The 23,922-nt window shown below is 64.9% G+C and carries 24 protein-coding genes; 11 read left to right on the top strand and 13 right to left on the bottom strand.

Annotated features, from left to right (window positions below; genetic code table 11):
- Positions 1-60: 60 nt before the first annotated feature.
- Positions 61-750: a class I SAM-dependent methyltransferase gene (locus tag Q2M23_RS11025; protein ID WP_057017034.1), complete on the bottom strand. Its 690-nt coding sequence runs from the start codon at positions 748-750 to the stop codon at positions 61-63.
- 123 nt (positions 751-873) lie between these two features.
- Here Q2M23_RS11025 and Q2M23_RS11030 point away from each other — a divergent pair, with 123 nt between their 5' ends.
- Positions 874-1,401: a Dps family protein gene (locus Q2M23_RS11030; RefSeq protein WP_057017033.1), complete on the top strand. Its 528-nt coding sequence runs from the start codon at positions 874-876 to the stop codon at positions 1,399-1,401.
- A gap of 106 nt (positions 1,402-1,507) precedes the next feature.
- Here Q2M23_RS11030 and Q2M23_RS11035 read toward each other — a convergent pair whose 3' ends face one another.
- The 5 genes from Q2M23_RS11035 to carA form a co-directional block, all read right to left on the bottom strand.
- Complete coding sequence (locus tag Q2M23_RS11035; protein ID WP_316395542.1) at positions 1,508-2,971, bottom strand: DUF1254 domain-containing protein; 1,464 nt, start codon at positions 2,969-2,971, stop codon at positions 1,508-1,510.
- 341 nt (positions 2,972-3,312) lie between these two features.
- Positions 3,313-3,834 (bottom strand): cupin domain-containing protein, encoded by a 522-nt coding sequence (locus Q2M23_RS11040; RefSeq protein ID WP_316395545.1) that lies wholly within the window; start codon positions 3,832-3,834, stop codon positions 3,313-3,315.
- Between the two features lie 66 nt (positions 3,835-3,900).
- The gene (locus tag Q2M23_RS11045) at positions 3,901-5,001 is read right to left on the bottom strand and encodes a mandelate racemase/muconate lactonizing enzyme family protein (protein ID WP_316395546.1); all 1,101 of its coding nucleotides are present in this window, start codon (positions 4,999-5,001) and stop codon (positions 3,901-3,903) included.
- Positions 5,002-5,138: 137 nt separating this feature from the next.
- Positions 5,139-5,636, bottom strand: coding sequence for a PaaI family thioesterase (locus tag Q2M23_RS11050; protein WP_057017039.1), 498 nt, complete (start codon positions 5,634-5,636; stop codon positions 5,139-5,141).
- Positions 5,637-5,785: 149 nt separating this feature from the next.
- Positions 5,786-6,979, bottom strand: a complete 1,194-nt coding sequence (carA, locus tag Q2M23_RS11055; RefSeq protein WP_057017029.1) for a glutamine-hydrolyzing carbamoyl-phosphate synthase small subunit — start codon at positions 6,977-6,979, stop codon at positions 5,786-5,788.
- Between the two features lie 160 nt (positions 6,980-7,139).
- On the opposite strand from carA, the gene Q2M23_RS11060 reads away from it, so the two are divergent.
- The 5 genes from Q2M23_RS11060 (at position 7,140) to Q2M23_RS11080 (ending at position 12,519) form a co-directional block, all read left to right on the top strand.
- A complete protein-coding gene (locus Q2M23_RS11060; protein ID WP_316395548.1) occupies positions 7,140-7,841 on the top strand; it encodes an alpha/beta hydrolase in 702 nt (233 codons plus the stop codon).
- Between the two features lie 58 nt (positions 7,842-7,899).
- Complete coding sequence (locus Q2M23_RS11065; RefSeq protein WP_028333117.1) at positions 7,900-8,355, top strand: GatB/YqeY domain-containing protein; 456 nt, start codon at positions 7,900-7,902, stop codon at positions 8,353-8,355.
- 118 nt (positions 8,356-8,473) lie between these two features.
- A complete protein-coding gene (folE, locus tag Q2M23_RS11070; protein WP_028333118.1) occupies positions 8,474-9,091 on the top strand; it encodes a GTP cyclohydrolase I FolE in 618 nt (205 codons plus the stop codon).
- A gap of 27 nt (positions 9,092-9,118) precedes the next feature.
- Positions 9,119-10,639 carry an FAD-dependent oxidoreductase gene (locus Q2M23_RS11075; RefSeq protein WP_316395549.1) on the top strand — a complete coding sequence of 507 codons (1,521 nt, stop codon included), beginning with the start codon at positions 9,119-9,121 and terminating at the stop codon, positions 10,637-10,639.
- A gap of 269 nt (positions 10,640-10,908) precedes the next feature.
- Positions 10,909-12,519 carry an acyl-CoA synthetase gene (locus Q2M23_RS11080; RefSeq protein ID WP_316395550.1) on the top strand — a complete coding sequence of 537 codons (1,611 nt, stop codon included), beginning with the start codon at positions 10,909-10,911 and terminating at the stop codon, positions 12,517-12,519.
- Between the two features lie 173 nt (positions 12,520-12,692).
- Here Q2M23_RS11080 and Q2M23_RS11085 read toward each other — a convergent pair whose 3' ends face one another.
- The 4 genes from Q2M23_RS11085 to Q2M23_RS11100 are packed head-to-tail and all read right to left on the bottom strand — an operon-like array spanning position 12,693 to position 14,472.
- A complete protein-coding gene (locus tag Q2M23_RS11085; protein WP_283064433.1) occupies positions 12,693-13,208 on the bottom strand; it encodes an SRPBCC family protein in 516 nt (171 codons plus the stop codon).
- Between the two features lie 32 nt (positions 13,209-13,240).
- Positions 13,241-13,708 carry an SRPBCC family protein gene (locus tag Q2M23_RS11090; protein ID WP_057018077.1) on the bottom strand — a complete coding sequence of 156 codons (468 nt, stop codon included), beginning with the start codon at positions 13,706-13,708 and terminating at the stop codon, positions 13,241-13,243.
- The gene (locus Q2M23_RS11095; RefSeq protein WP_057018076.1) at positions 13,701-14,165 is read right to left on the bottom strand and encodes an SRPBCC family protein; all 465 of its coding nucleotides are present in this window, start codon (positions 14,163-14,165) and stop codon (positions 13,701-13,703) included. The genes Q2M23_RS11090 and Q2M23_RS11095 overlap by 8 nt, the downstream gene beginning before the upstream one ends.
- Positions 14,158-14,472 carry an ArsR/SmtB family transcription factor gene (locus Q2M23_RS11100; protein WP_028343393.1) on the bottom strand — a complete coding sequence of 105 codons (315 nt, stop codon included), beginning with the start codon at positions 14,470-14,472 and terminating at the stop codon, positions 14,158-14,160. Before Q2M23_RS11100 ends, Q2M23_RS11095 begins: the two co-directional genes overlap by 8 nt.
- Positions 14,473-14,592: 120 nt before the next feature.
- On the opposite strand from Q2M23_RS11100, the gene Q2M23_RS11105 reads away from it, so the two are divergent.
- From Q2M23_RS11105 to Q2M23_RS11125, 5 genes are all read left to right on the top strand, one after another.
- Positions 14,593-16,032 (top strand): LVIVD repeat-containing protein, encoded by a 1,440-nt coding sequence (locus Q2M23_RS11105; RefSeq protein ID WP_410469711.1) that lies wholly within the window; start codon positions 14,593-14,595, stop codon positions 16,030-16,032.
- A gap of 7 nt (positions 16,033-16,039) precedes the next feature.
- A complete protein-coding gene (locus Q2M23_RS11110) occupies positions 16,040-16,582 on the top strand; it encodes a hypothetical protein (protein ID WP_316395552.1) in 543 nt (180 codons plus the stop codon).
- Positions 16,583-16,826: 244 nt separating this feature from the next.
- A complete protein-coding gene (locus Q2M23_RS11115; protein WP_316395553.1) occupies positions 16,827-17,444 on the top strand; it encodes a LysE family translocator in 618 nt (205 codons plus the stop codon).
- A gap of 149 nt (positions 17,445-17,593) precedes the next feature.
- Positions 17,594-19,171 (top strand): adenylate/guanylate cyclase domain-containing protein, encoded by a 1,578-nt coding sequence (locus Q2M23_RS11120; protein WP_316395554.1) that lies wholly within the window; start codon positions 17,594-17,596, stop codon positions 19,169-19,171.
- Positions 19,120-19,380: a hypothetical protein gene (locus Q2M23_RS11125; protein ID WP_316395555.1), complete on the top strand. Its 261-nt coding sequence runs from the start codon at positions 19,120-19,122 to the stop codon at positions 19,378-19,380. Before Q2M23_RS11120 ends, Q2M23_RS11125 begins: the two co-directional genes overlap by 52 nt.
- 64 nt (positions 19,381-19,444) lie before the next feature.
- On the opposite strand, the gene Q2M23_RS11130 is transcribed toward Q2M23_RS11125, so the two are convergent.
- The 3 genes from Q2M23_RS11130 to Q2M23_RS11140 are packed head-to-tail and all read right to left on the bottom strand — an operon-like array spanning position 19,445 to position 23,729.
- Positions 19,445-20,368, bottom strand: coding sequence for an FAD binding domain-containing protein (locus tag Q2M23_RS11130; RefSeq protein ID WP_057018074.1), 924 nt, complete (start codon positions 20,366-20,368; stop codon positions 19,445-19,447).
- On the bottom strand, positions 20,365-23,046 hold the full coding sequence (locus tag Q2M23_RS11135) for a molybdopterin-dependent oxidoreductase (RefSeq protein WP_316395556.1): 2,682 nt from the start codon (positions 23,044-23,046) through the stop codon (positions 20,365-20,367). Before Q2M23_RS11135 ends, Q2M23_RS11130 begins: the two co-directional genes overlap by 4 nt.
- A complete protein-coding gene (locus Q2M23_RS11140; RefSeq protein ID WP_316395557.1) occupies positions 23,043-23,729 on the bottom strand; it encodes a helix-turn-helix domain-containing protein in 687 nt (228 codons plus the stop codon). The genes Q2M23_RS11135 and Q2M23_RS11140 overlap by 4 nt, the downstream gene beginning before the upstream one ends.
- Positions 23,730-23,922: the final 193 nt, after the last annotated feature.

Genomic DNA, 23,922 nt, shown 5'->3' on the forward strand with positions numbered 1-23,922 from the left:
TTATTTCAGCGGCCGCCACGTTTACTGATGGGTAACGTTAATAGCCGGCGCAACCCAGGATCAGTGGTGCGCCACGAACGTCATCCGCCACGGATTGTGCCCGATGTTGCGCGGCGCGCGTCGGGCGCTGAACCCCGCGGCGCCGAGCTTGGCGATCATCTCGTCCTCGCGGTAGCGCTGCAGTCCGATCCGGGTGCGCAGCTGGCGGTAGTCGGACAGCGCGGTTGAAGCCAGCCCGACCAGCGCATCGCGCAGGAAACCGTGGGTCGCCGCAAAGCGCAGCAGGGCCGCGACGTCCCTCGCCATCCCGACTTCAGGCCGCAGGATATCGCCGAGCACGAACCGGCCCGAGGGCTTCAGCAGGCGGTGGATCACGTCGAACGCGGAATCGAGCTCCTGCGGCGTCATGTATTGCGCCACCGAGTTCATCACCACGAGGTCGATCGAGTCCGCGTCCATGTGCTTCAGGTCATCGAGCGAGCGGACACGGATGCGGGTGTCGGGCGCAAAGCGCGCGACCAGACGGCCGCGTACGCCGGGCGCCGGCTCCGCCAGATAGAGCTGGGCGCAGGCATTGGCGACCTTCGCCGCCGACAGCGCCTCGCCGCAGGCATAGTCGAGCACCACGGCATCCGGCGAAGCGATGTAGCCGATGATGTCGTTTGCGATGATCTGGAAATGCAGGTCACGGTGCAGTCGGCTCGCATAGATCGTATGCGTGGAATCGTAATAATCGATCCATTCATCCATCGCGTTTGGTATCCGGCAGAACGGGTTCCTGGCCTCAGGAACGGGTGGGCTGATGATGCGTTAGCGGTCCGGCGGCCAATGTTCAATACGCCGAAATACGCGTTCCTAACAGGAAGGTCCAACGTGAGCAAAGCCAAGACTGACAAGATCTCGCCCGATCTCGACACGCCGAGCGACCTGCCGCAGGCTGCGGTGGACACGATCTCGGCCTCGCTCAACACGCTTCTGGCCGACGCCTTCGCGCTCTATTTGAAAACCAAGAATTTCCATTGGCACGTCAGCGGCCGGCATTTCCATGATTACCATTTGTTGCTGGACGAGCAGTCGGAGGCGATCTTCGCGACCACCGACCAGCTCGCCGAGCGGGTGCGCAAGCTTGGCGGCGCGACGCTAAAGTCGATCGGCGATATCGCCAAGCATCAGACCATCAAGGACAATGACGACGATTATGTGCCGCCGCGCGAAATGCTGCGCGAGTTGATGGAAGACAACAAGCACATGGCGGCTGCGATGCGCAAGGCGCACAAGCTGGCTGACGACCAGGAGGACTCCGGCACCGCAGGCCTGCTCGAAACCTTCATCGACGAAACCGAGCGCCGCACCTGGTTCCTGTTCGAGGCCAGCCGCCAGGAAGGCAGCAACGCGGCGTAAGCTGCGTTGCCGCACCCGCGAGGAAGCAATCCAGAGCTGCTTTGCTCCGGACTGCTTCGCGAAGCTTGCGGTCTGGCCGCCCGGCTGCGGTCAGTGCGGTTGAAGCCTACTGAGCTGACAGACCCACCGCTGTCTCCAATCGCACGATCGGCGGAGGATTCCACTTTCCGGTCAGCGCCTCCGATTTCGGACCGTAAAGGCGCATGGTCAGGTTGAAAGCGCCCTTCGGCGCCGGGAGCCAGTTGGCTTGTTTGTCCGCGCCCGGACTTTCGTTCTGGAAGTAGAGATCGAGCGAGCCGTCCGGGTTGTATTTGAACGGCATCCAGCTGGACACAGCGAAGCGGTTCAGCACGTTGCCGACCTGGAATCCTTCCTGGTCGTAAAGCGTGATCGACCAGAAGGCATTGACCGGCGGGGCCGCGCCCTTCTCAAAGGTGATCGTATACTTGTTGGCGCCGTCGAGCGGTTTGCCGGTATTGTCGGCGAGATTGAGCGGATAAATCGCGTCCTCCGGCAGGTTGGCGCCAAGCCCGAGCTGCGCGACGATCGCACGCTTCAAATAGTAGTTGCCGTAAACGCCCATCGTGTCGGTGTTCATCGACCAGCCGTTCGCAACGCGCGCCAGCGTCGGCACCTTCCATGCCATCAGCTTCTGCCCGTCCTGCGGCGCCGTCTCCAGCGCCCGTTGCAGCACCGGGTCCACCTTGCTGATTTCGAAGCTCTTGCCGGGCTCGATGCCGATCCTCTTCATCTGCGCGATGATTGGTTCATCGGTGATGTGCGGCGGGTGAAGCTTGAGCAGCTCGGCGGCCTGCGCGTAGTAGACGCCGGCCGACATGGTATCGACCTGCACCTTGGGCGCCGTCTTCATGTCGACGCTGGGATCGATCCTGACCTCGGTCGGCTTCTGAGTCTTGCCGAACTCGGAAAGAGGCGTGACCTTGTAGCCGGCCTGTATCTTGTGGACCGCATCGTAGTCCGGCGGGCCGTCCGTCTTGGTGCGGCCAATGACCCAGACGTAAGGCGTCGGCGCGTCGATGCGCTGGGTATCCTTCGGAAGCTTGAACTCCTCCGCAAACCTGTCGCGCAGATCAGGCCGCCATCCCGGAGCCGTCACCAGAAAGGTCCCCGCTTTGGTGCCCGTGGTGCGCCAGCCGGGCGAGGCGAACACATCCGACCACATGTCCAGCATCGGCAGCAAATAGAAGCGTCCATCGGTATCGGGAACGGAGACGACAACCGGCTCCTTGGTCATGTCCAGCCATGAAACGGAATAGAGCGTATCGAAGTTGGACCGCACCACGCCCTTGAAATTCGCCGGTGGGTATTCGGGCACGTTGACGAAGGTATTCATCGGGCCCTTGAAGTTATCCTTGCCGGGCTCGACGTTGGTGAACTGCTTTCGCGTGATGTCCATCGTCAGGAGCGGGTAGAAGTAAATATAGGCGTCCACCGCGATCGCGTGTGCCTCCTGCTCGTTGATTGCCGGCGCCGTCTGGGCCAGCGCTGCAGGCGCGGTAGCCGCGCCAATGCAGAGCGACAATGTCAGCGTCAGAATTCCTCGAAACATGTCGAATTCTCCTCTCCTGATCTCTGTTGCGGTTGCTTGTGGGAAGCGCGGAGCATCTGATGCCGTCAGGTGATGTATATGACCTCCATTGCTCCTGCAAAAAGAGCAGCAGCGGACGCGGAAGCTCTGTCACTCCCGCAGATGAATCGCGCGCTTTAAGGTGTCATTGGCGGCATAAATCGCCGCAGCGATGCTGACTTAAATCAAGGAGCTTGGAAATGTGAAGCCGGCAGGCTTGATTGAAATGGCCTGCAATTCCGATGATCGATTCAGGTTGCCTGTATCCGGTCACCTCTCGCGAGGGGGCAGGGCAAGAGCAACCCGTTCGACCATCCTAGATCTTATCGCTTCCACAGCCGCACCAGCGGCCCGTCCTTGCCCATCACCGGATCGGTAGCGGGGGGCGCAACCTGTGGGATCGTCTTCAGCGCCCTGGCGTGGTTCTCCGGCGTCGGCCGCTGCAGATCCATCGGGGGGCCCGGCGGATAGGCGCCGACCACGCAGAAATCGTCGCTCGCCGACAGGCATTGATGCCCGGTGCCGGCGGGCAGGATCGCGACGTCGCCGGCCGCGATCTCGAGTGCTTGCCCGCGCTCGCCGCCAAACTGCACGCGCGCGCGGCCGCGCGCGACGCCCAGCACCTCGTGCACGGTGGCGTGGTAATGCGCGAAGTCGTAGACGCCGTTGCGCCACATCGCGCCCCAGCCGTTCTCGCCGAACAGCTGCTCGATGGTGGCCTCAGGATTCTTGCTGACGTCGACGGCGGCCTTGTAGACTAGGAACGGCATCGGATTGTTCGGCACGAGGCCGTCGTCCCGGAAGACGATGGTCTGGGGTTCGATATCGGTACGGACGACCGACATGGTGGCTCTCCAGCGCTGCGAGGTGGTCTCCAGACCATCAAACCGTCGGTCCGCAAACCGTTCCAGCTAGATTTTGAACTTCAACACGTCTTCCCTGAACCTGAGCCCGTGCCCGGGCCGCTCCGGCGCGGTGATCATGCCGTTGGCGATTTCGGGCGGGTCGACCCAGAGATCGTCGATCAGCGCCATGTTCTCGCACCAGATCCCGTTCGGAATCGAAGCCAAGAGGTGCACATTGAGTTCGGGAAACAGATGCGGCGCGATAGTGATGCCGAACGTGTCCGCAAGCGCCGCGATCTTGCGCAGGTCGGTCATGCCGCCGCGCATCGGGTCGGGTTGCAGGATCGGCAGGCAGGGATTGAGAAAGAACGGCCGCAGATCGTAGCGCGTGAAATGCGTCTCGCCGCCGACGACGCGCATGTCCAGCGCCGCCGCGATCCGCTGAAAGCCGGCGAAATCATCGGCCGGCACCGGCTCCTCAAGCCAGTAGATATCGTACTTCTCGAACTTGCGTCCCATCTCGATCGCGACATCGGCGCTCCAGCCCATGTTGACGTCGATCATGATGTCAATGTCGGGCCCGAGCGCCTCGCGCATGCGGCGCACATTGTCGAGGTCCTGCGCCGGCGTGTGGACGTGCGCGACCTGCATCTTGATCGCCTTGTAGCCCTGCTTCACGAAATGCAGCGCCTTCTCGATCATCCCGTCGCCGCCGGCGCCCCGGAAGCAGCCGGAACCATAGATCGGGATTTCCGAGCGATAGTGCCCCCACAGCCGGTGCAGCGGCAGGCCGGCCCGTTTCCCGACCGCGTCCCACAGCGCGATGTCGAGCGCCGACATGGCCATCGTGGCGATGCCGCCGCGGCCATAGGTCATCGTCGCCGTCCACAGATCGCGCCAGATCGCCTCGATCGCGGTGGCGTCCTTGCCGATGACGCGCGGGATGATGCATTCCTCGAGACAGGCCGCGATCGACTTCATCGCCGGCTTGAACACGAACAGATAGCCCATGCCGGTAACGCCGCCGGACGTTTCGACGTCGCAGATCAGAATGTCGCGCGTCGCGCCGAGCGCCGCGCCTTTCAGCCAGGGATCGTCGGCCCAGGGCAGCCGCAGCATCGTCACGCGGATGTCGCGGATGGTCATGTCTGAATGGGCTGAAATCATCGGCGTTTCCTTTCCAGGCCGGATCATGTTTGCCTGATCTCGGACAGGGAAACTCAATCACAGAGCGCAGGCCGCGATCCAGCGCGCTTCGTCATGGCTCCAATGCGCCAAGATCTGGCGCCAAGACGCGATTGCCTTCAGGTCGTCTTGGGCAACTCGAACACCAGGCAGGTCGTGGTGGCATGGGCGAGCAGCTTGCCATTGTCGTCGGTAATCCGCGCTTCCGCCGTCGCAACCCGGCGGCCGGCGTTGAGCACATGGCCCTCGGTGCGGATTTTGCCGGTGTCCTGGCTCATGCCGCGGACGAAGGAGATCTTGAACTCCAGCGTGGTGTAGCCAAAGCCTTGCGGCAGCGTGGTCTGCACCGCAAGCCCCATCGCGGAATCCAAGAGGATCGCGGCGTAGCCGCCATGCACCGAGCCGATCGGGTTGTAGTGGCGCAGGCCCGGGACGCTGTGGATCACCACATGGCCGGTCTCGGCGGTGCAGTCGAACGGTTCGACATTCTCCATGATCGGCGGCTCCGGCAGGGTCCGGGCGAAGATGCCGCGCACGAAGTCGAGCCCGGACATCGATGCCATCACCGCCATCGAGGAGACGCCGTAGACGGGCTTCGGGGTGGCGGGGGCGGTCATGTCGAGATTTCCCGTGATGTGATGCGAAGACGCATTGCTGCTGTCGGTGCCAGCCGCGCGCAATAGCCGTCATGCCCGGACTTGATCCGGGCATCCATCTTCTTCAAGGGATGGATTGCCGGGTCAAGCCCGGCAATGACGATCGGGCTCTAAGCCGCGCGCTTGTTCTTCCGCATCAGATCGGCGAAGCGCTGGAACAGATAGTGCGAGTCGCGCGGGCCGGGCGAGGCTTCCGGGTGGTACTGCACCGAGAACACCGGCTTGCCCTCAAGCGCGATGCCGCAATTGGAGCCGTCGAACAGCGAGATATGGGTCTGGGTCGCGCCTTTCGGCAGCGTCGCCTGGTCCACGGCAAAGCCGTGGTTCATCGAGGTGATCTCGACCTTGCCGGTGGTCTCGTCCTTGACCGGATGGTTGGCGCCGTGATGGCCCTGATGCATCTTCATGGTCTTGGCCCCGACGGCAAGGCCAAGCATCTGATGGCCGAGGCAGATGCCGAAGGTCGGCGTCCCCGACGCGATCACCTTCTGGATCACGGGCACGGCATATTTGCCGGTGGCGGCGGGATCGCCGGGGCCGTTCGACAGGAACACGCCGTCCGGCTTCATCGCCAGGATGTCTTCGGCGGCGGTCGTCGCCGGCACCACGGTCACCTTGGCGCCGACGCCGGCGAGCAGGCGCAGGATGTTGCGCTTGATGCCGTAATCGATCGCGACCACGTTGAATTCCGGCGCGGTTTGCTGGCCGAAACCGTTGCCCCACACCCAGGGCGTCTCGTCCCAGGTGAAGCGCTGGCCGGAGGTGACCATCGGCACCAGGTCCATGCCCTCGAGGCCGGGCCATTCGCGGGCTTCTTCCTTCAGGCCGTGCAGGTCGAACTCGCCGTTTCTGGCGTGCACGATCACCGCATTGGGCATGCCCTTGGAGCGGATCAGCGCGGTCAGCGCGCGGGTGTCGATACCGGAGAGGCCGATGATGCCGCGCGCCTTCAACCACAGGTCGAGATGGCGGGTGGCGCGGTAATTCGAGGGATCTGATATCGCCGAGCGCAGGATCACGCCGCGCGCGCCGGGCGTCGCCGCCATGTTCACCGTCTCGATGTCTTCCTCGTTGGTACCGACATTGCCGATATGCGGGAAGGTGAAGGTGATGATCTGGCCGGCATAGGACGGATCGGTGAGGATCTCCTCATAGCCGGTCATCGCGGTGTTGAAGCAGACCTCGCCGACGGCGTGGCCTTCCGCGCCGAGACCGAAGCCTTCCAGCACGGTACCATCGGCGAGCACAAGGAGCGCGGTCGGTTTATGGTCCGGCCAGGCGGGAGCGTTTTCGGATGTTGTCATGAGCCCTTTAAATAGACGCCGCACCCTGCGGCGTCAAAGCGAAAGGGCACGGATTCACACGGCAATACCGGCCGATTTGACAGGCCCGAACGGCCTTTTAATCTAAAGTTCCCTGAAGCGGCCGTTTGCTTGCCGAAAATGACCCGTCCGGAGCTCCCGCATGGATAATACGATGCCGATCCTGCTCGTCCCGGGCCTCATCTGCTCGCCGCGGATTTTCGCCCCCGTCATTCCGGCGCTGTGGCGATGCGGGCCGGTGACGGTCGCCAACCATATCAGGGACGACAATATGGGGGCCATCGCCCGCCGGATCCTGGCCGAGGCGCCGCCGCGCTTTGCGCTCGCCGGGCACTCGATGGGCGGCTACATCGCCTTCGAGATCATGCGGCAGGCGCCGGACCGGGTTGCGAAGCTGGCGCTGATGAGCACCCAGGCGCGGGCTGATACGCCGGAAGCGACCGCGCGTCGCCGCGGCATGGTCGAGCGTGCCAGAAGCGGCCAATATCGCAGCGTGGTCGATGAGCTGTTTCCGGGCTTCGTGCATCCGTCGCGGCAGGGCGATGCAAGCCTGCGCCGGATCGTCGACGACATGAGCGAGGACATCGGCGCCGAGGCTTTCATCCGCCAGCAGAACGCGGTGCTCAGCCGGCCGGATTCGCGGCCGAGCATGGCCTGGATCAAGTGCCCGACCTTGGTGCTGACGTCGGATACCGACAACACCGTGCCAAATTCGCTGTCGGACGAGATGGCCAACGGCATTCCCGGCGCAAAACTTGTAGTGCTCGCCAATTGCGGTCACCTGCCGCAGCTGGAACTGCCGCAGGCCTGCGCCGATGCGCTGGTCGAATGGCTGAGGAACTAGGTTGTTCTGCCGGTGCAAACTGCCTAGATGAGGGGATTGCTGGCTCAAGGACAACGAAATGCTGCGCGACGACATCAATACTGCGGTCAAGGAAGCGATGAAGGCGAAGGACGAGCGCAAGCTGTCCACGCTGCGCATGGTCAATTCGACCATCAAGAACGCCGACATCGACGCGCGCGGGCAGGGCAAGCCGCCCCTCTCCGATGCCGACCTGCTCGGCCTGCTGCAGAAGATGATCAAGCAGCGCCAGGAGTCGGTCGAGCTCTATGACAAGGGCGGCCGCGCCGAGCTCGCGGCCCAGGAGCGCGAGGAGATCGCCGTGATCTCGGCGTACCTGCCGAAGCAGATGTCCGACGACGACGTGAAGGCCGCGATCTCGGCGATCATCGCCGAGACGGGTGCCGCCGGCATCAAGGACATGGGCAAGGTGATCGGCGCGTTGAAGGCGAAATACGCCGGCCAGATGGATTTCGGCAAGGCCAGCGGCCTGGTGAAGGCGGCGCTGACGGGCTAGCCGTTCGTCCCGGCTGGCTTGCGGCGCAAAGTGCCGCGGCCGAATTGCGGGAACCTTTCTGCTGACGGAGCATCTGACGGGCATGACCTCGCGATGACTCCGCAAAGGAAAGGCCCCGATGAACCCGATTGTGCATGCGCTGGATCGTGCAAGAGCCGCTCAAACCGAATCCGACAAGCCGACCCGGGCCGAAGTCGAGGCAGCAGTCCGCACCATCATCCGCTGGACTGGTGACGATCCCGAGCGGGATGGTTTGCTTGAAACTCCGGCGCGTGTGACGCGTTCGTTCGAGGAATTCTTTGCGGGTTACGACCAACGTCCCGCGGAGATCCTGGAAAAGACCTTCGAGGAGATCGAAGGCTACGACGAAATGATTGCCCTGCGGGGCATCCGCTTCGAGAGCCATTGCGAGCATCATATGGCGCCGATCATCGGTCAGGCCTGGGTTGCCTACATCCCGAACGGCCGCGTGGTCGGCATCAGCAAGCTGGCGCGGGTGGTCGACATCTATGCCAGGCGTTTGCAGATCCAGGAGAAGATGACGGCGCAGATCGCCAACACCATCAACGACGTCTTGAAGCCTCAGGGCGTAGGCGTCATCATCAAGGCGTCGCATCACTGCATGACGACCCGCGGCGTGCACAAGCCGGATACCGATCTCGTGACCAGCCGCATGCTGGGTTGCTTTCGCGACAATGCGCTAACCCGCCAGGAATTCCTCGGCATAGCGGTTTAGAGCGTCACAGGGCGATGGAGGAATGGTATGGCCGATCAGCAAGCTCCTTCCGGTCCGGATCTGACACAAGGCGTTGCCCTCTCCGACTTCACGGGCGCGATGTTGCTCGGCCATGTCGGCGACGAGGACGTGCTGCTGGTGCGCTCGGGGGCGGATATCTTCGCCATCGACGCGCATTGCAGCCATTACCACGGCCCGCTCGCCGAAGGCCTCCTTGAGGGCGAGACCGTCCATTGCCCCTGGCATCACGCCTGCTTCGATATTCGCACCGGTGAAGCGACCGCCGCGCCCGCCTTCAACGCGCTCGCTGTCTGGAAGGTCGAGCGGGAGGGCGATCGCATCATCGTGCGCGAGAAGCGCGCGCAGCCGAAACTCCGCGTCAAGGGCCCGGTAGATACGCCCGGCAGCATCGTGATTATCGGCGGCGGCGGGGCGGGGTTTGCCGCCGCCGAGATGCTGCGACGGCAGGACTATCGCGGCAGCATCGTCATGCTGAGCGGCGAGGCCGCGCCGCCGGTGGATCGTCCGAACCTGTCAAAGGACTTCCTCGCCGGCAGCGCGCCGGAAGACTGGCTGCCGCTGAAGCCGGACGATTTTTATCGTGACGCGGCGATCGATCTGAAACTCAGGACCGAGGTCAAGTCGATCGATACCGGCCGCCGCAATGTCGTGCTCGCCGGCGGCGAAACGCTCGCCTATGACCGGCTGCTGCTGGCGACCGGCGCGGAGCCGGTGCGGCTGCCGATCCCGGGCGCGGACCAGCCCCACGTTCATGTGCTACGCACCGTCGACGATTGCCGGGCCATCATCGCCGCGGCCAGCGGAGCGCGCCGCGCGGTGGTGATCGGTGCAAGCTTCATCGGTCTCGAGGTGGCGGCCTCGCTCCGCGCGCGCCAGATCGAGGTTCACGTGGTCGGGCTGGAACAGCGGCCGATGGAGCGCGTACTCGGGCCGGAGATGGGCGATTTCGTCCGTGCGCTGCACGAAGAGCATGGTGTCGTATTCCACCTCGGCGACACGGTGACCGCGATCGAGGGCAAGCGAGCCCGCCTGAAGAGCGGGCCTGTGCTCGATGCCGATCTCGTCGTGGTCGGTGTCGGCGTGAAGCCGCGGCTGGCGCTGGCGGAAGCGGCCGGGCTCGCCATCGACCGCGGCGTGACAGTCGACGCCTATCTCGAGACCAGCGTTCCCGGCATCTACGCGGCCGGCGATATCGCGCGCTGGCCCGATCCGCACAGCGGCGAGACGATCCGGGTCGAGCATTGGGTGGTGGCGGAGCGCCAGGGCCAGACCGCCGCGCGGAATATGCTTGGGCAGCGCGAGGTGTTCGACGCGGTGCCGTTCTTCTGGAGCCAGCATTACGACGTGCCGATCAACTATGTCGGCCATGCCGAGCAGTGGGACGAGATCGCGGTGGACGGCAGCATCGCCGGCAGGGATTGCGTGCTGCGCTACAAGCGCGGCGGGCGCGTGCTCGCGGTCGCGTCGATCTATCGCGACCTCGATAGCCTCAAGGCCGAGGTCGCAATGGAGCGGGCGTCAGCCTGACGGCTTTCTCCTCAAGGATGTTCGTAGCCCGGATGCAGTGAAGCGAAATCCGGGGGAGTCTGTCCACTCGATGAGAACCCCGGATTGCGCGGAGCCTGTCATCGGGCGCGCGTTCGCGCGACCGCTCCATCCGGGGTTCTTTATCCGGGCATCACATTCTTCGTCAGCCCGGGCTTGTCCCGGGCATCGACGTCTCTACAATCTGCCGCAGCAAATGCGGATGGCAGGGGAAAGCCCGGCCATGACGAGGGACGGAAGCAAAACACACCATGCTCAAGGAAGCCGCTACTTACGACGAACTCTATCGCAACTTCCGCTGGGACGTTCCCGCGCGCTTCAACATGGCGACCGCGTGCTGCGACCGCCATGCCGACGGCACCGGGCGGCTCGCGCTGGTCTATGTCGACGAGGATGGCGGCACCACGCGCACCTCGTTCGACGAGGTCGCGGACGCCTCGCGCCGTTTCGCCAATGTGCTGACCAACGACGGGCTGGTGCGCGGCGACCGCGTCGCCGTGTTCCTGTCGCAATCGCTCGAACTGCCGGTCGCGCATCTCGCGGCGTTTCGCGCAGCGATGATCTCAATCCCGCTGTTCGCGCTGTTCGGCGAGGATGCGCTCGAATTCCGCCTGTCGAATTCTGTTGCCAAGGCCGTGATCACCGATGAAGCAGGCTGGGAGAAGATCGCGAAAGTCCGCGATCGTCTGCCCGAGTTGAAGAGCGTCTATATCGTCGGCGATAAGACGCCGGCGGGGACGAAACCGTTCTGGAGCGCGGTCAAGTCGGCATCGCCCGAGTTCGCGACCGTCGACACCTCGGCCGACGATCCCGCGCTGATCATCTACACGTCGGGCACCACGGGTAACCCGAAGGGCGCGCTACATGCGCATCGCGTCGTGCTCGGCCATCTGCCCAATGTCGAGATGTGCCACAACTTCCTGCCGAGGCCCGGCGACCTGATGTGGACGCCGGCCGACTGGGCCTGGATCGGCGGCCTGATCAACGGCCTGTTCGCATTCTGGTACCACGGCATCCCGATGGTTGGACACCGCGCCCGCAAGTTCGAGCCGCAGGCGGCGATGCGGATGATGGCCGAGCTCGGCATCCGCAACGTGTTCCTGCCGCCGACCGCGCTGAAGCTGATGCGGCAGGCCAATGTAAAGAATTCCGGCGTCAGGCTGCGCAGCATCTTCACCGGCGGCGAGTCGCTCGGCGGCCAATTGCTGGATTGGGTGCGCGACACCTTCGGCATCGACGCCCATGAGGTGTTCGGTCAGACCGAATGCAACCTCGTGATCGGCAGCAATTCCAATCTGTTTCCGATCCGTCCGGGCTCGATGGGCCGCGCTACGCCGGGCTTCGACGTCCGCATCGTCGACGAGAAGGGCGAGGAGCTGCCGCGGGGCCAGCGCGGCATCATCGGCGTGCGCCAACCGTGCCCCTGCACCATGATCGAGTACTGGCGCAATCCGGAAGCGACCGCGAAGAAATATGCCGGCGAGTTCCTGCTGACCGGCGATCTCGGCGTGCAGGATGAGGACGGCTATTTCTGGTACGTCAGCCGCGAGGATGACGTCATCACCACGGCCGGCTATCGGGTCGGCCCGTCCGAGATCGAGCACACGCTGATGAAGCATCCGGCGGTCGCGATGTCGGCGGTGGTCGGCATCCCCGACCCGATCCGCACCGAATCGATCAAGGCCTGGATCGTGCTGCGGCCGGGCTACGCGCCGGGCGATGCCTTGGCGCGCGAAATCCAGGAGTTCGTCAAGGTCCAGCTCGCCGCCCACGAATATCCGCGCTTCGTGCAGTTCGCCGACAGCCTGCCGATGACGGCGACGGGCAAGGTGCTGCGCCGGGAGCTGAGGGCGCTGGGGTAGTTTTCTCCGTCGTCGTCCCGGGCAAGCGCAGCGCGGCCCGGGACCCATAACACAAGGTAAAGTTGTTGTGCGACGCTATGGCCCCAGCGAACTCTAAACGTTTGGAGCGGTGGTTATGGGTCCCTGCTTTCGCAGGGACGACAGCGGAGTATGGAGCGGCTGTATCGCCAACCTCACGTCGGCATCGCAATTCCCAATTCCTTCAGCGCGGCCATCATGCGCGCTGGCGGCTGCATGGGGATCACCATGGCCTTGCCGGTCTCCACGAGGCTCTTCAGGCTGGAGAGGATCGCCGGCCAGCCGGTCCGGCCGCCTGAGAGAATGTCGTCGCTGATCGGACGGTCATGCGATTGCAGGAGCGTCAGCTTCACGCCGTCGCCTGCCGGTTCGATCTCCCAGGTGACGAGCGTCGGCCCGAGCTTTTCGACCAGCTGCGGCCAGTTGACGTTGAAGGTGACGGTCAGCCGCTTCAGGGGATCGCACTCGATCACCTCGCCGGAGATGTGCAGCGCGCCGTCGGGCGTCCGCACGACGTAGGCGCCGCCGATCCGCAGGTCGACCTCGACCGCGTTGCCGGAGAAATACTGCCGGCTGAATTCGGCAGTCGTCAAAGCCTGCCACACCTTCTCGGGCGTGGCGGCGATGTAGATTGCGTAGACGATTGCCGGTTTGAATTTCTCGATGTTCATGTCCGTTCGCACCCGTCGATAGATTTTCATTGTCATTCGAAGCCGTCGATCCCGAGCGCGGCCGGCGGGATCGTGACCGCCTTGCCGGTCTCGAGCAGGCTCTTGAGTCCCGACAGGATCGCCGGCCAGCCCTTGGAAATGCCGTCGAGCAGCTTGCTGCCCGCGCCGAAGCCCTCATGGGTCACGGTCAGCTTCACGATCTTGCCATGGGCTTCGAGCGTGAAGACCACCTTGGTTGCCGGCTCCTTGCGCATGTCCTCGTCGAGCACGTGCTTGAAGGTGTAGGCGAGGCGTCGCGGCCGGTCGGCCTCGAGGATCTCACCGGTGTCGGTGGTCTTGCCGCCCATCACCAGCGCGAGCGGCGAGCCGACCTTCCAGTCCGATTGTAGCTCGGTGTCGAACCAGTATTGCCGCGTGAACGCGCTCTTGGTCAGCGCGTCCCACAGTTTGTCCGGCGTGGTCTCGATGTAGGTGACGTAGGCGAATTCGGGCTTAGGCATGGTAGGCCTCCCTGGCGCCGCTGGTGAGCAGGTCGGCCGGCAGTTCGCGCCCGGTCTCCAGGAAACTCTTCAGGCTTGCGATCACCATCGGCCAGCCGCCGGAGATGTCGCGCAGCGTCTTCGGGCCGAGATTGTCGTGCGTCACGGTCAGCTTGACGACCGTGCCGTGCGGTTCGATGTCGAAGGTCACGCGCGAGAGCTGCTCGCGCTCGACGCCTTCCTTCACGACGTCCCAGCTGTAGGCGAGCTTGTTCGGTGGATCGGCGATCAGCACCTCGCCCTGCACGCTGCGTCGCCCGTCCTTGGTGAGGTGGTAGGGGGAGCCGACCTTCCAGTCGGAGCTGACGCGATAGCCGAACCAGAAGCGTTCGGTGAATTCGCTCGAGGTCAACGCGTGCCACAGTTTGTCGGCGGTGGTCTCGATATAGGTGACGTAGACGTAGTCCGGTTTACTCATCACGCTTCTCCAATTGTCTTTTCAACTCGCTCAGCGCGGCGAGTTTCCCGCGCTCGAACTTCCTGATCCACCGCTCGCCGATCTGATGGATCGGAACCGGGTTGAGATAGTGCAGCTTCTCGCGGCCATGCTTGATCGTGGTGACGAGGTTGGCCTCCTCGAGAATCACAAGGTGCTTGGTGACGGCCTGACGCGTCATGTCGAGGCCGTCGCAGAGCTCACCGAGCGTCTGCCCGTTCTGATCGTGAAGCCGGTCAAGCAGCGTTCGCCGTGAGGCATCCGCGAGGGCTTTGAAGACTTCATCCATGGGTCGGATAATAGGCAACCGAATGGTTGCATGTCAAGAGCGTGTGTTTTGGCATCGGCAGCGCCGTGCTAGCCTTGCCGGCAGCCAACGCAGATTGGTGTGGAACATTGGGTGGTGCGCATGGGCGGTCGCGTTACGGCAGTTTGCTGCACGTTGGTTCTTGTCCTGCTCGCGAATGGTGCGAGCGCCCAGCAGAAGATCGGCGATCCGCCTGAAGCCTCCAACATGAGGCTGGTTGGAACCAACGATTTGCAGGCCCGCAGCGCCTATCAGCCGACCATTCATCATCAGGGCGACAAATGGATCGCCTATATCGGTCATCACGGCGGCACCGACGACATTCCCGATCCCGTCAACCCGATGACCGGCAAGGCCGAGCCGAACGGCACCTCGATCGTCGACGTCACCGATCCCGCGCACCCGACATATCTGCGGCACATTCCCGGACAGGAAGGCAAGTATGAATCCGGCGGCGCGCAGATGGTGCGGATCTGCGACGGCAAGGATTTGCCGAAGGGCGATCGCAACGCGGTCTACATGCTGCGCACCTTCGGCAGCGAGGCGCACGAGATCTGGAACGTCGCCGATCCCGCCAATCCGGCGCTCGTCACCCGGATCGGCGGCCTGAAGGACACGCACAAGAGTTTTTGGGAATGCGGCACCGGCATCGCCTTTCTGGTGTCGGGCGCGCCGGACTGGCGCACGCGGCGCATGACGCAGGTCTATGATCTCTCCGATCCCGCGCAGCCAAAGAAGATCCGGGATTTCGGCCTGCCCGGGCAGGAGCCGGGCGCGACCGGCGCGGTGCCGACCGAACTGCACGGGCCGATCTCGACCGGGCCAACGGGCAATCGCGTCTATTTCGGCTACGGCACCAACAAGGGCGGCTTCCTGCAGATCGTCGACCGCGACAAGCTGTTGAACGGACCGAAGGAGCCGACGCCGGACAATCTGAAATTGCCGGAGATCGCGCGGATGCCGCTGTCCGCCATGAACGGCGCGCATACGGTGTTTCCGATGCCCGGCATGCCGATCGCCGAGTTCGCCCGCGACAAGGATGGCAAGAGCCGCGACATCGTGATGATCGTCGACGAGGCGATCCAGAACGAATGCGGCGAGGCCCGGCAGATGGTGTGGTTCGCCGACGTCACCACCGAGGCGCGGCCGATGCTGATCTCGAGCTATACGGTGCCCGAGGCCTCCGGAGCGTTCTGCGAGCGCGGCGGCCGGTTCGGCTCGCATTCGTCGAACGAGAGCATGGCGCCGGTCTACTACAAGAAGCTGGCCTTCATCGCCTTCTTCAACGCCGGCGTCCGCGCGCTCGACATCCGCGATCCCTATCATCCCAGGGAAGTCGGCTACTTCATTCCCTCCATCACGGCGGCGACCGACAAGCGATGCGTCACCATCGACGGCAAGGACCGCTGCAAGGTCGCGATCCAGACCAATAATGTCGAGACCGACGAGCGCGGCTACATCTACGCGGTCGACCGCGCCAACACCGGCCTGCACATCCTCGAACTGACCGGCGCGGCGCGCGCCATAGCCGGTCTGCCGTGAGCGCGCGATGATGCGCTCATGGCCGGTCATCGCGGCGATGGTCCTGGCGCTCGGCGGGCTCTCCGCCGTCGCCGGCTACGAGATGGCGCCGCCGCGCGCAGCCGCGTGGTACGAGATCGGCTGGCCGTTCCCGCGCGACGGCTGGCCCGCCGGCCGCGCGTTCCGGTGTGGTGCGGACGAGTGCGGCGGCGACGTCGAGGTTTATCTCAGGCCAAAGCTCGGCTTCTGCAATTGCGACGGCGGCGTCGCCGATGACGACGAGGTCGACCGCGTTTCCGACGTCGACATGATCGGCCCGCGCTTTGTGCCGCTGAAGGCCGGCGATGTCGTTGCTGTCGCCGATATGCCGGGGCGGATCAGGGTCTATGATCTCGAGATGCCCAACGGGAAGCGCACTGCGATCGGCATCGCGGTGTCGCATCGCTGCGACCTGATGGCGGTCGTGGCGCAGGGGAGCGGCGATGTTGGGCGCGTGCAAGGCGCGACGTTGAAATTTCTGGAGGGGCGAGAGATCAGGTCATGGATGATCGCGGCAATGGAGGGCCGTTGAGCGTGATCTCTCTTCACCTCGCCCCGCTTGCGGGGAGAGGTCGGATCGCATCGCCAGATGCGATCCGGGTGAGGGGTACAGGTCTAACGACTCGCACCGCCTGGCGGAGAAAGCCTCTCACGCCACCCTCTAAGAGCGAGCTTCGCTCGTCTCGACCCGGTGAAGAGCGGGGCGAGGGGGCAGACGCGCTTCCATGTCTGCCACTCTCGTGCATAATGACGATAAGAAACAAACGAGCTCTCCCATGTCCCTGCAAGCCTATTTCGCCTTCGTCGCCGCCTGCATCGCGCTGGCGCTGCTGCCCGGTCCGATCGTCACGATGGTGATCGCCAACGGGCTGCGCTACGGCACGCGCGCCGCGCTCACCAACGTGCTGGGCGCGCAGGTGGGGCTTGCGATCGTGATCGGCACCGTCGCGGTCGGGCTGACCTCGCTGATGGCGACGATGGGCTACTGGTTCGACTGGGTGCGCTTTGCCGGCGCCGCCTATCTGGTCTGGCTCGGCTTCAAGCTGATCCGCTCTCCGGTCCAGGGCGTCAGCACCGACGACACGCCGCCGCCGCCGCGCGGCGGCTTCTTCCTGCAAGGCTTTCTGGTGCTGCTCTCGAACCCGAAGGTGCTGGTGTTCTTCGGCGCCTTCATCCCGCAGTTCATGGATATGGACAAGCCGCACGTTCCGCAGGTGGCGCTGCTCGGCCTCACCTTCATGGCGACCGCCGTGCTGACCGACGCCGCCTACGCCTTGGCGGCCGGCCGCGCCCGCAAATTCTTCTCCAAGGAGCGGACCCGGCTGATGTCGCGCATCTCGGGCGGCTTCATGATCGGCGGCGGCATCTGGCTGGCGCTGACCCGGGCGCGATAGACCCGCTGGGCGATAGCCTCAAGGTCGTCGTTGACAATGCCGCCGATTTCCAGCCTGGGCAAGCAGCGTAGACGTTTGCTCTAGCCCGGAGGCCGTCAGCCGTGCTTTGATCGGCGACGAAAATTAACCCCTCGTCCGGGGGCATGTCTTTGACCACCGATAGCGTGGATCGGCGTCTGGCAGCGGTTCTGGCGGCCGATATCGCCGGCTACAGCCGGCTGATGGGAATCGACGAGGAAGGCACTCTGGCCAAGCTGAAGTCGGTCAGGCGAGCGTTGCTGGATCCAGCGCTGGCGGCACATCGCGGCCGCGTCGTCAAGACGACCGGCGACGGAATCCTCGTTGAATTCGCCAGCGCCGTCGACGCGGTGCGCAGTGCCGTCGAAGTGCAGCGCCGCATGGCTGATCAGAATGCTGCCGTGCCAGCGGAGCAGCGGCTCGAATTCCGAATCGGAATCCACGTCGGCGACATCATCTTTGACGACAACGATATCTTTGGCGACGGCGTCAACATCGCAGCGCGCCTGGAGGGGATTGCCGAGCCGGGTGGCGTCTGCATTTCCGATGACGTGCAACGGCACATTCGCGGCAAGGTCGATGCAACCTTCGAGGACATGGGGCCGCAGGTCCTGAAGAATATTGCCGAGCCTATTCGGACATGGAGAGTTCGCGTCGGCGGCGCCTCCGCAGCGGCCGCGATCGCGAAGCACGCGTTCACTGCACCGGCTTCCCCAGCCGCGATTGCCGAGAAGGCCTCCATCGCGGTGCTGCCGTTCCAGAATATGAGCGGTGATCCGGAGCAGGAATACTTTGCCGACGGCGTCGTCGAGGACATCATTACGGCGCTGTCGCGCTTCAGATCGCTGTTTGTGATCGCGCGCAATTCAAGCTTCACCTACAAGGGGAAGTCCGTCGACATCAAGCAGGTCGGGCACGAGCTCGGTGTGCGATACGTGCTGGAGGGATCAGTGCGCAAGTCGAGTGGGCGCGTTCGGATCACCGCGCAACTGATCGAGGCCGGCAGCGGTACGCATCTCTGGGCGGACAGGTTCGACGGCGAACTGAGGGATGTGTTCGACCTGCAGGACCAGGTCACCGCGAATGTCGTCAGCATCATAGCTCCGAAGATCCAGCAGAGCGAAATCGAACGAACCCGAACCAAGCCGACCGACCGTCTCGATAGCTACGATCTCTTTCTGAGAGGCATTGCGGCCTACGCAGATCGCTCCAAGTGGGGCGACGCTGAACTCGGCGAGTGGTTCAACAAGGCCTGCGGGCTTGATCCGAACTATGCAGCCGCTCAGGTCATGCTGGCCTATTCGTCGCTGCTGAAACAGACCACGCGCGGCACGCCCCCCGGCGCGGAGGAGTTGGCGGAGGCGCTGCGGATCGCCGAATTCGCCTGCGTGCTGTCCAGCGACGATCCGTTCGTGCTGGCGCGCGCGGCTCACATGTTTGCCTATCTCGGCCACGACTACGATCGCGCCGAGACCATGATCGAAGAGGCGATCTCGCTCAATTCGAACGATGCTGCGGCATGGGATATCGTGGCTGGATTTCGCTCATGTGCGTCCAGCCGGCACGCGCGATCGAAAGTTTTGAGCACAGACTCCGGCTCAGCCCGATCGATCCCGGGCGTGCGTCGATGTGGAACGGAATCAGTTTCGCGCATTTCATGCTCGGTCAGTATGAGCAGGGCCGCGCGGCCGCCGCCAAGGCGCTGGTGATCGGCGAAGACGCACACACGCTCAGCGCGTTGATCATGAACGAAGTCGGCTCGGGGCGCCTCGACGAGGCGCGCTTCATCGCCGGCCGCCTGCTCAAGCTGCGACCCGATTTCCGCGCGTCCTACGCGCGGCAGAATTTTCCGACCAGGACCGTCGAATGGGGCGAACGCATGGTCGCCGTGCTGTGTGAGGCCGGCATTCCGGCGTAGGAATTCCTGGATCTATGCATTCTAGACGCGACGTTGCCTCGAGGCCGCGAATGGGCGCTTGATCCTACGCCACGATCCGCTCGACCACGTCGCGCACCAGGCCCGTCAGCAGCTCGAGCTTGTATCCGGTCATCGGCAGCGGCCTGGCTCCCGAGATCGCCAGCTCGGTGGCTTGCGCGATGGTCGCCGCGTTAATCTGCTTACCCTGCAGCGCCGCCGCGGACGCGGCAAGACGCAGCGGGACCGGGGCGATGCCGCCGGCGGCGATGTGGACCTGCTGGAACGCGCCGCCGGAGATCACCGCACGCACGCAGATCTCGACCAGCGGCCATTCCGCATGCGTCCGGCTGATGGCGCGCTTGTACAGCGCGCGCTCGCCGGCCAGCGGAACGGGGAGCTCGATCCGCTCGATGCGTTCGCCCGGTGCAAGCAGATTGTCGGCCGCGCCGTTGCTGCCGTCGCCGAGCAGCTCGGAGATCGACAAGCCGCTGCGCCGATCGGTGGTGACCTTCGCATCATAGGCGAGCAGCGCCATCGCCATCGTCGACGGATGCGGCGCGACGCATGGGCCGAGATCGAACGCGACGTGATAGAGGTGGTTGCCGGATCGCGCCGGGCAGTCGGGGCCGCCCTTCTTGAGACAGGCGATCTGCGGATTGCGGAAATACCAGCAGCGCGAGCGCTGGGCGAGGTTGCCGCCGAGCGTCGCCATGTGCCGGATCTGCGGCGTGGCGAGGCCCTGCGCGGCTGCGGCGATGCCGGGGTAAGCCTCGGCGAGCCGCGGATCGGATGCGATCGCAGCGATCGTGGTCAGGGCGCCGATGCGGGCCGAGCCGTCCGCATTCCACGCCACGCCGATAGTATCGGGACTGGCGGCGAGATCGATGATCGAGCCGCACGACAGGCCGCTGCGGCGGCGCTCCGACAGATCGGTGCCGGCGGCGCGGAATTCGGGCGCGGAGATGACGTCTGCAGTCGCGACACTCATGCGGCGTCCCTCCCCTTCAGCGCGGCGACGATGCGGTCGGGCCGGATCGGAATCTCGGTGAGGCGGACGCCGATCGCGTTGTGGATCGCGTTGGCGACGGCGGCCGAGGTCGGCACCGTCGACGCCTCGCCGATGCCGACGCTGTTGCCGAGCACATGGTCGAAGCCGGCTTCGTCGAAATGGACCTCGATCTCCGGCGTGTCGGCGATCCCAGGGATACGATAATCCTCCATTCCCGCGGTCAGGACGTCGCCGCTGGTCGGATCAAGCTCGCGCGCCTCGTAGAGCGCGTAGCCGAGGCCCTGGATCACCGCGCCGCAGGCCTGGCTGCGCGCCAGCGCGGGCGCTGCGATCTTGCCGACCGCGATGCCGGTGTGCACGTTGAGCACGCGGACATGGCCGAGCCAGGTGTCGACCTCCACCTCGATCACCTGCACCGAGCTCGGCACGCCGGCGCCGACGGCGATGTTCGAGAAGCGGCGCATCATCCAGCCGAACACCATGCCCATCAGGCCGACTTCGCGCAGCGGCGAGCGGATGCCGGGCGCAGTGTTCTTGCCGTCCTCGCCGCGCGTCTCCACCACCGCGATGTCGGGCGAGCGCGCGATCAGCTCGCGCCAGGGCGCGTTCGAGCCGGGCGCCGGCTTTCGCGTGGCCTGTTCGAGCATCGCGGCCTTCAGCTTCCGCACTGCCTGCAGCGTCGGCGGCATCACCGAGGCGGTGACGCGGCTGCCGCCGGAGCCGGGGCCTTCGGGCAGCGAGGAATCGCCGATCCGCACATCGATCTCACCGGGTTCGAGATCGAACTCGCGCGCGATCGCGTCGGCAAGCACGCTGCGGGTGCCGGTGCCGATGTCCTGCGTCGCCGTGCTAGCAACGATGCGGCCGCCCCTGACCGCGACCTCGACCTTCACCTTCGGCTGCCACAGATAGAGCCAGTAGCCCGTCGCGACCCCGATGCCGCGGCGATAGCGCCCGTTCTGCGCCGGCTTGTGGTTGCGCCAGATCTCGAGCCCTGATGCCCAATCGTAGAGCCGCTGCCGGTTGGGATCGGGATCCCAGCGCTTGCGCAAGGCGATCGGATCGACCTTGAGCCGCAGCGCGGCCTCGTCGATCGATTGCTCCACGGCGAATGCCATCGGCGGACCGCCGGGGCCGCGGAAGGCGGCGCCGGGCGGCAGATTGCTGATGACGTCAAAATCCGAAAGGTCCTTCGCCTCGGCCGGATAGATCAGCCGCGCCAGTCCCGCGATGGTCGAGTTGGTCGCTGCGCCCGTGTCGGCATGCGCGGTGACGGAGAGCGCTTTCAGGGCACCTTGCTCGGAAGGCAGCAGCGCGACCTTCAACTCCGCGGCCGGCCGATAACCGGCGACCGAGAGTTCTTCCTGGCGATCATAGGCGACCCGCACCGGCGCTTTCGCCGCGCGCGCCAGCTCGATCGCGGCAATCGTCTCGGTGCCGAGGCTCGCCTTCGAGCCGAAGCCGCCGCCGACGTGCTCGGCGATCACGCGGACCTTGTCATGATCGAGCTTGTAGCGCTTTGCGATCTGCTCCTTCAGGTGAAACACTTGCTGGGTCGAAACGTGCAGGGTTAGCCGGTCGCCGTCGAAGCGCGCCACCGCGGCGTGGGGCTCGAGACACGCATGCTGTTGCGTGGCGGTGCGGAAGGTGGCTTCGACGAGCAGCTTGTTGTTGGCCTGGCGCGCCTCGTCCACCCAGTTGCGGGCCTTCTTGGCGCGGGTCGAGAACACCGCGGTCGGACCGCGGATATTCTGCTTCCACGGCGCCGGCCCGCCGGCCGCTTCCGAGACGTTGCCGGCCCGCTTGCGGCTCGCCTTGTCGAACACGACGGGCGCATCATCCTTGCGTCCGGCGTCGAGCCCGACCACCGCGGGCAGCCGCTTGCTGGCCAGCTTGATTGCGGCGAGCGCGGCCAGCGCCGTCTTGCGGTCCGGAGCTGCGACCGCCGCAATCGGCTCGCCGACATAGCGCACGATCCGGTCATCGCCGAGCAGCGACACCGCGGCGACGCCCGGGAGCGCGCGCGCCGGCGCGAGATCGAGTGTGGTGATGCGCGCATGCGCCTCGCGCGAGCGCAGGATCAGGCCTTCGAGCTGGCCGTCATGATGGATGTCGACGGTGTATTTCGCCGCGCCCGTCACCTTGTCGCGCGCCTCGATGCGGGGCGCCGTGACGTGATCGCCGTCGAAGCGGCCGGCACAGGCATCCGCCACCGCGCGGAAGATCCCGTCATAGGCGCCGCAGCGGCAGAGATGGCCCGACAGAGCCGCGCCGATCTCCTCGCGCGACGGCACCGCCGTTCCCCTGGTCGCGCGCCAATGGTCGCAGAACGCGGTCGCTTCCACGATGAAGCCGGGCGTGCAGAAGCCGCATTGCAGGGCGTCATGCGCCATGAACGCCTTTTGCACCGGATGCAGCCCGGACGCGCCGATAGCTTCCACCGTCGTCACCGATTTGCCGGCGGCGGCGTGTGCCGGCATCAGGCAGCTTGCGACCGGCGCGCCGTCGACCAGCACGGTGCAGGCGCCGCAGACGCCGGCGCCGCACACCAGCTTGGTGCCGGTGAGCTTGAGCTGGTCGCGCACGATGTCGATCAAGAGCGCATCGGGATCATCGGGCAGGGATTCGACGCGGCCATTGACGGTCGTCGTGCTCATGGATGTCCTCCAGTTGTCCTGCGTGTCGGCCTCTTGGGGATTGCCGCCCTCTCGACGGACGGCTTCTGCGGTTTCGGCAAGGATTTGGACTTGAATTTCGGCTTGGCGCCGGCGCAGAGCGTCCGCACGATGATCGCCATGTCCTTCAGGAACGCTTCCGCCGGCTGCATCGCCGGATACTGCGACTTCGCTGCGTGAATCGACATTTCGACCAGCCGCGCGAACTCGGCCGGCGTCAGGTCCTGCGGCAGCGCAAGCTGCTGCTTGCGCACGACCCGCGCGACCGTCGCGACCATGCGCTCAGCATAGCGCGCAGCGTACGTCTGGAAGAGGTCGCGCGCATGCACGAGGTGCTCGGAATACAGTTCCTCGAGATGCGGCGAGCCGTCCAGCGACCCGATCATGGTCGACATCCGCGCGGTCATGCCCGTAGCGAGGATGTCGCCGAGATCGCTGCCCGCCGCCTCCGCCTCGGCAATGGCGGTGTCCTCGGCTGCGATCGCGCTCTCATGCACGCGCTCGATCACGGCGCGGAACAGCGTTTCCTTGGATTCGAAGTGGTGATAGAGCGCCTGCCGCGTCAGGCCGGCCGCCTCGGCGACCTGCTCGATCGAGGAGCGCCGAAAGCCGTGCCGGCGGAACACCAGCATGGTGGCATCGAGAATGCGGGTTTTCGGTCCCATTTGACGATTTTGACAAATATAGAAAAACTGTCAAATCGCGATTTGGTGAGGAGGCGGTGCTGGGGCTTGATCACCATTCCGCGAGGCCGCCGCGCGGCCGGCGCCCATGTGAACCGCCTTGCGAATGGTCGCGTCGAAGAAACGTGGAGCTCCAAAGATGACCTTCTGGTCCGGAGCTTGCGAGGATACGCAC

This window comes from Bradyrhizobium sp. 33ap4 (assembly GCF_032654765.1).
Classification (GTDB): Bacteria; Pseudomonadota; Alphaproteobacteria; order Rhizobiales; family Xanthobacteraceae; genus Bradyrhizobium; species Bradyrhizobium australafricanum.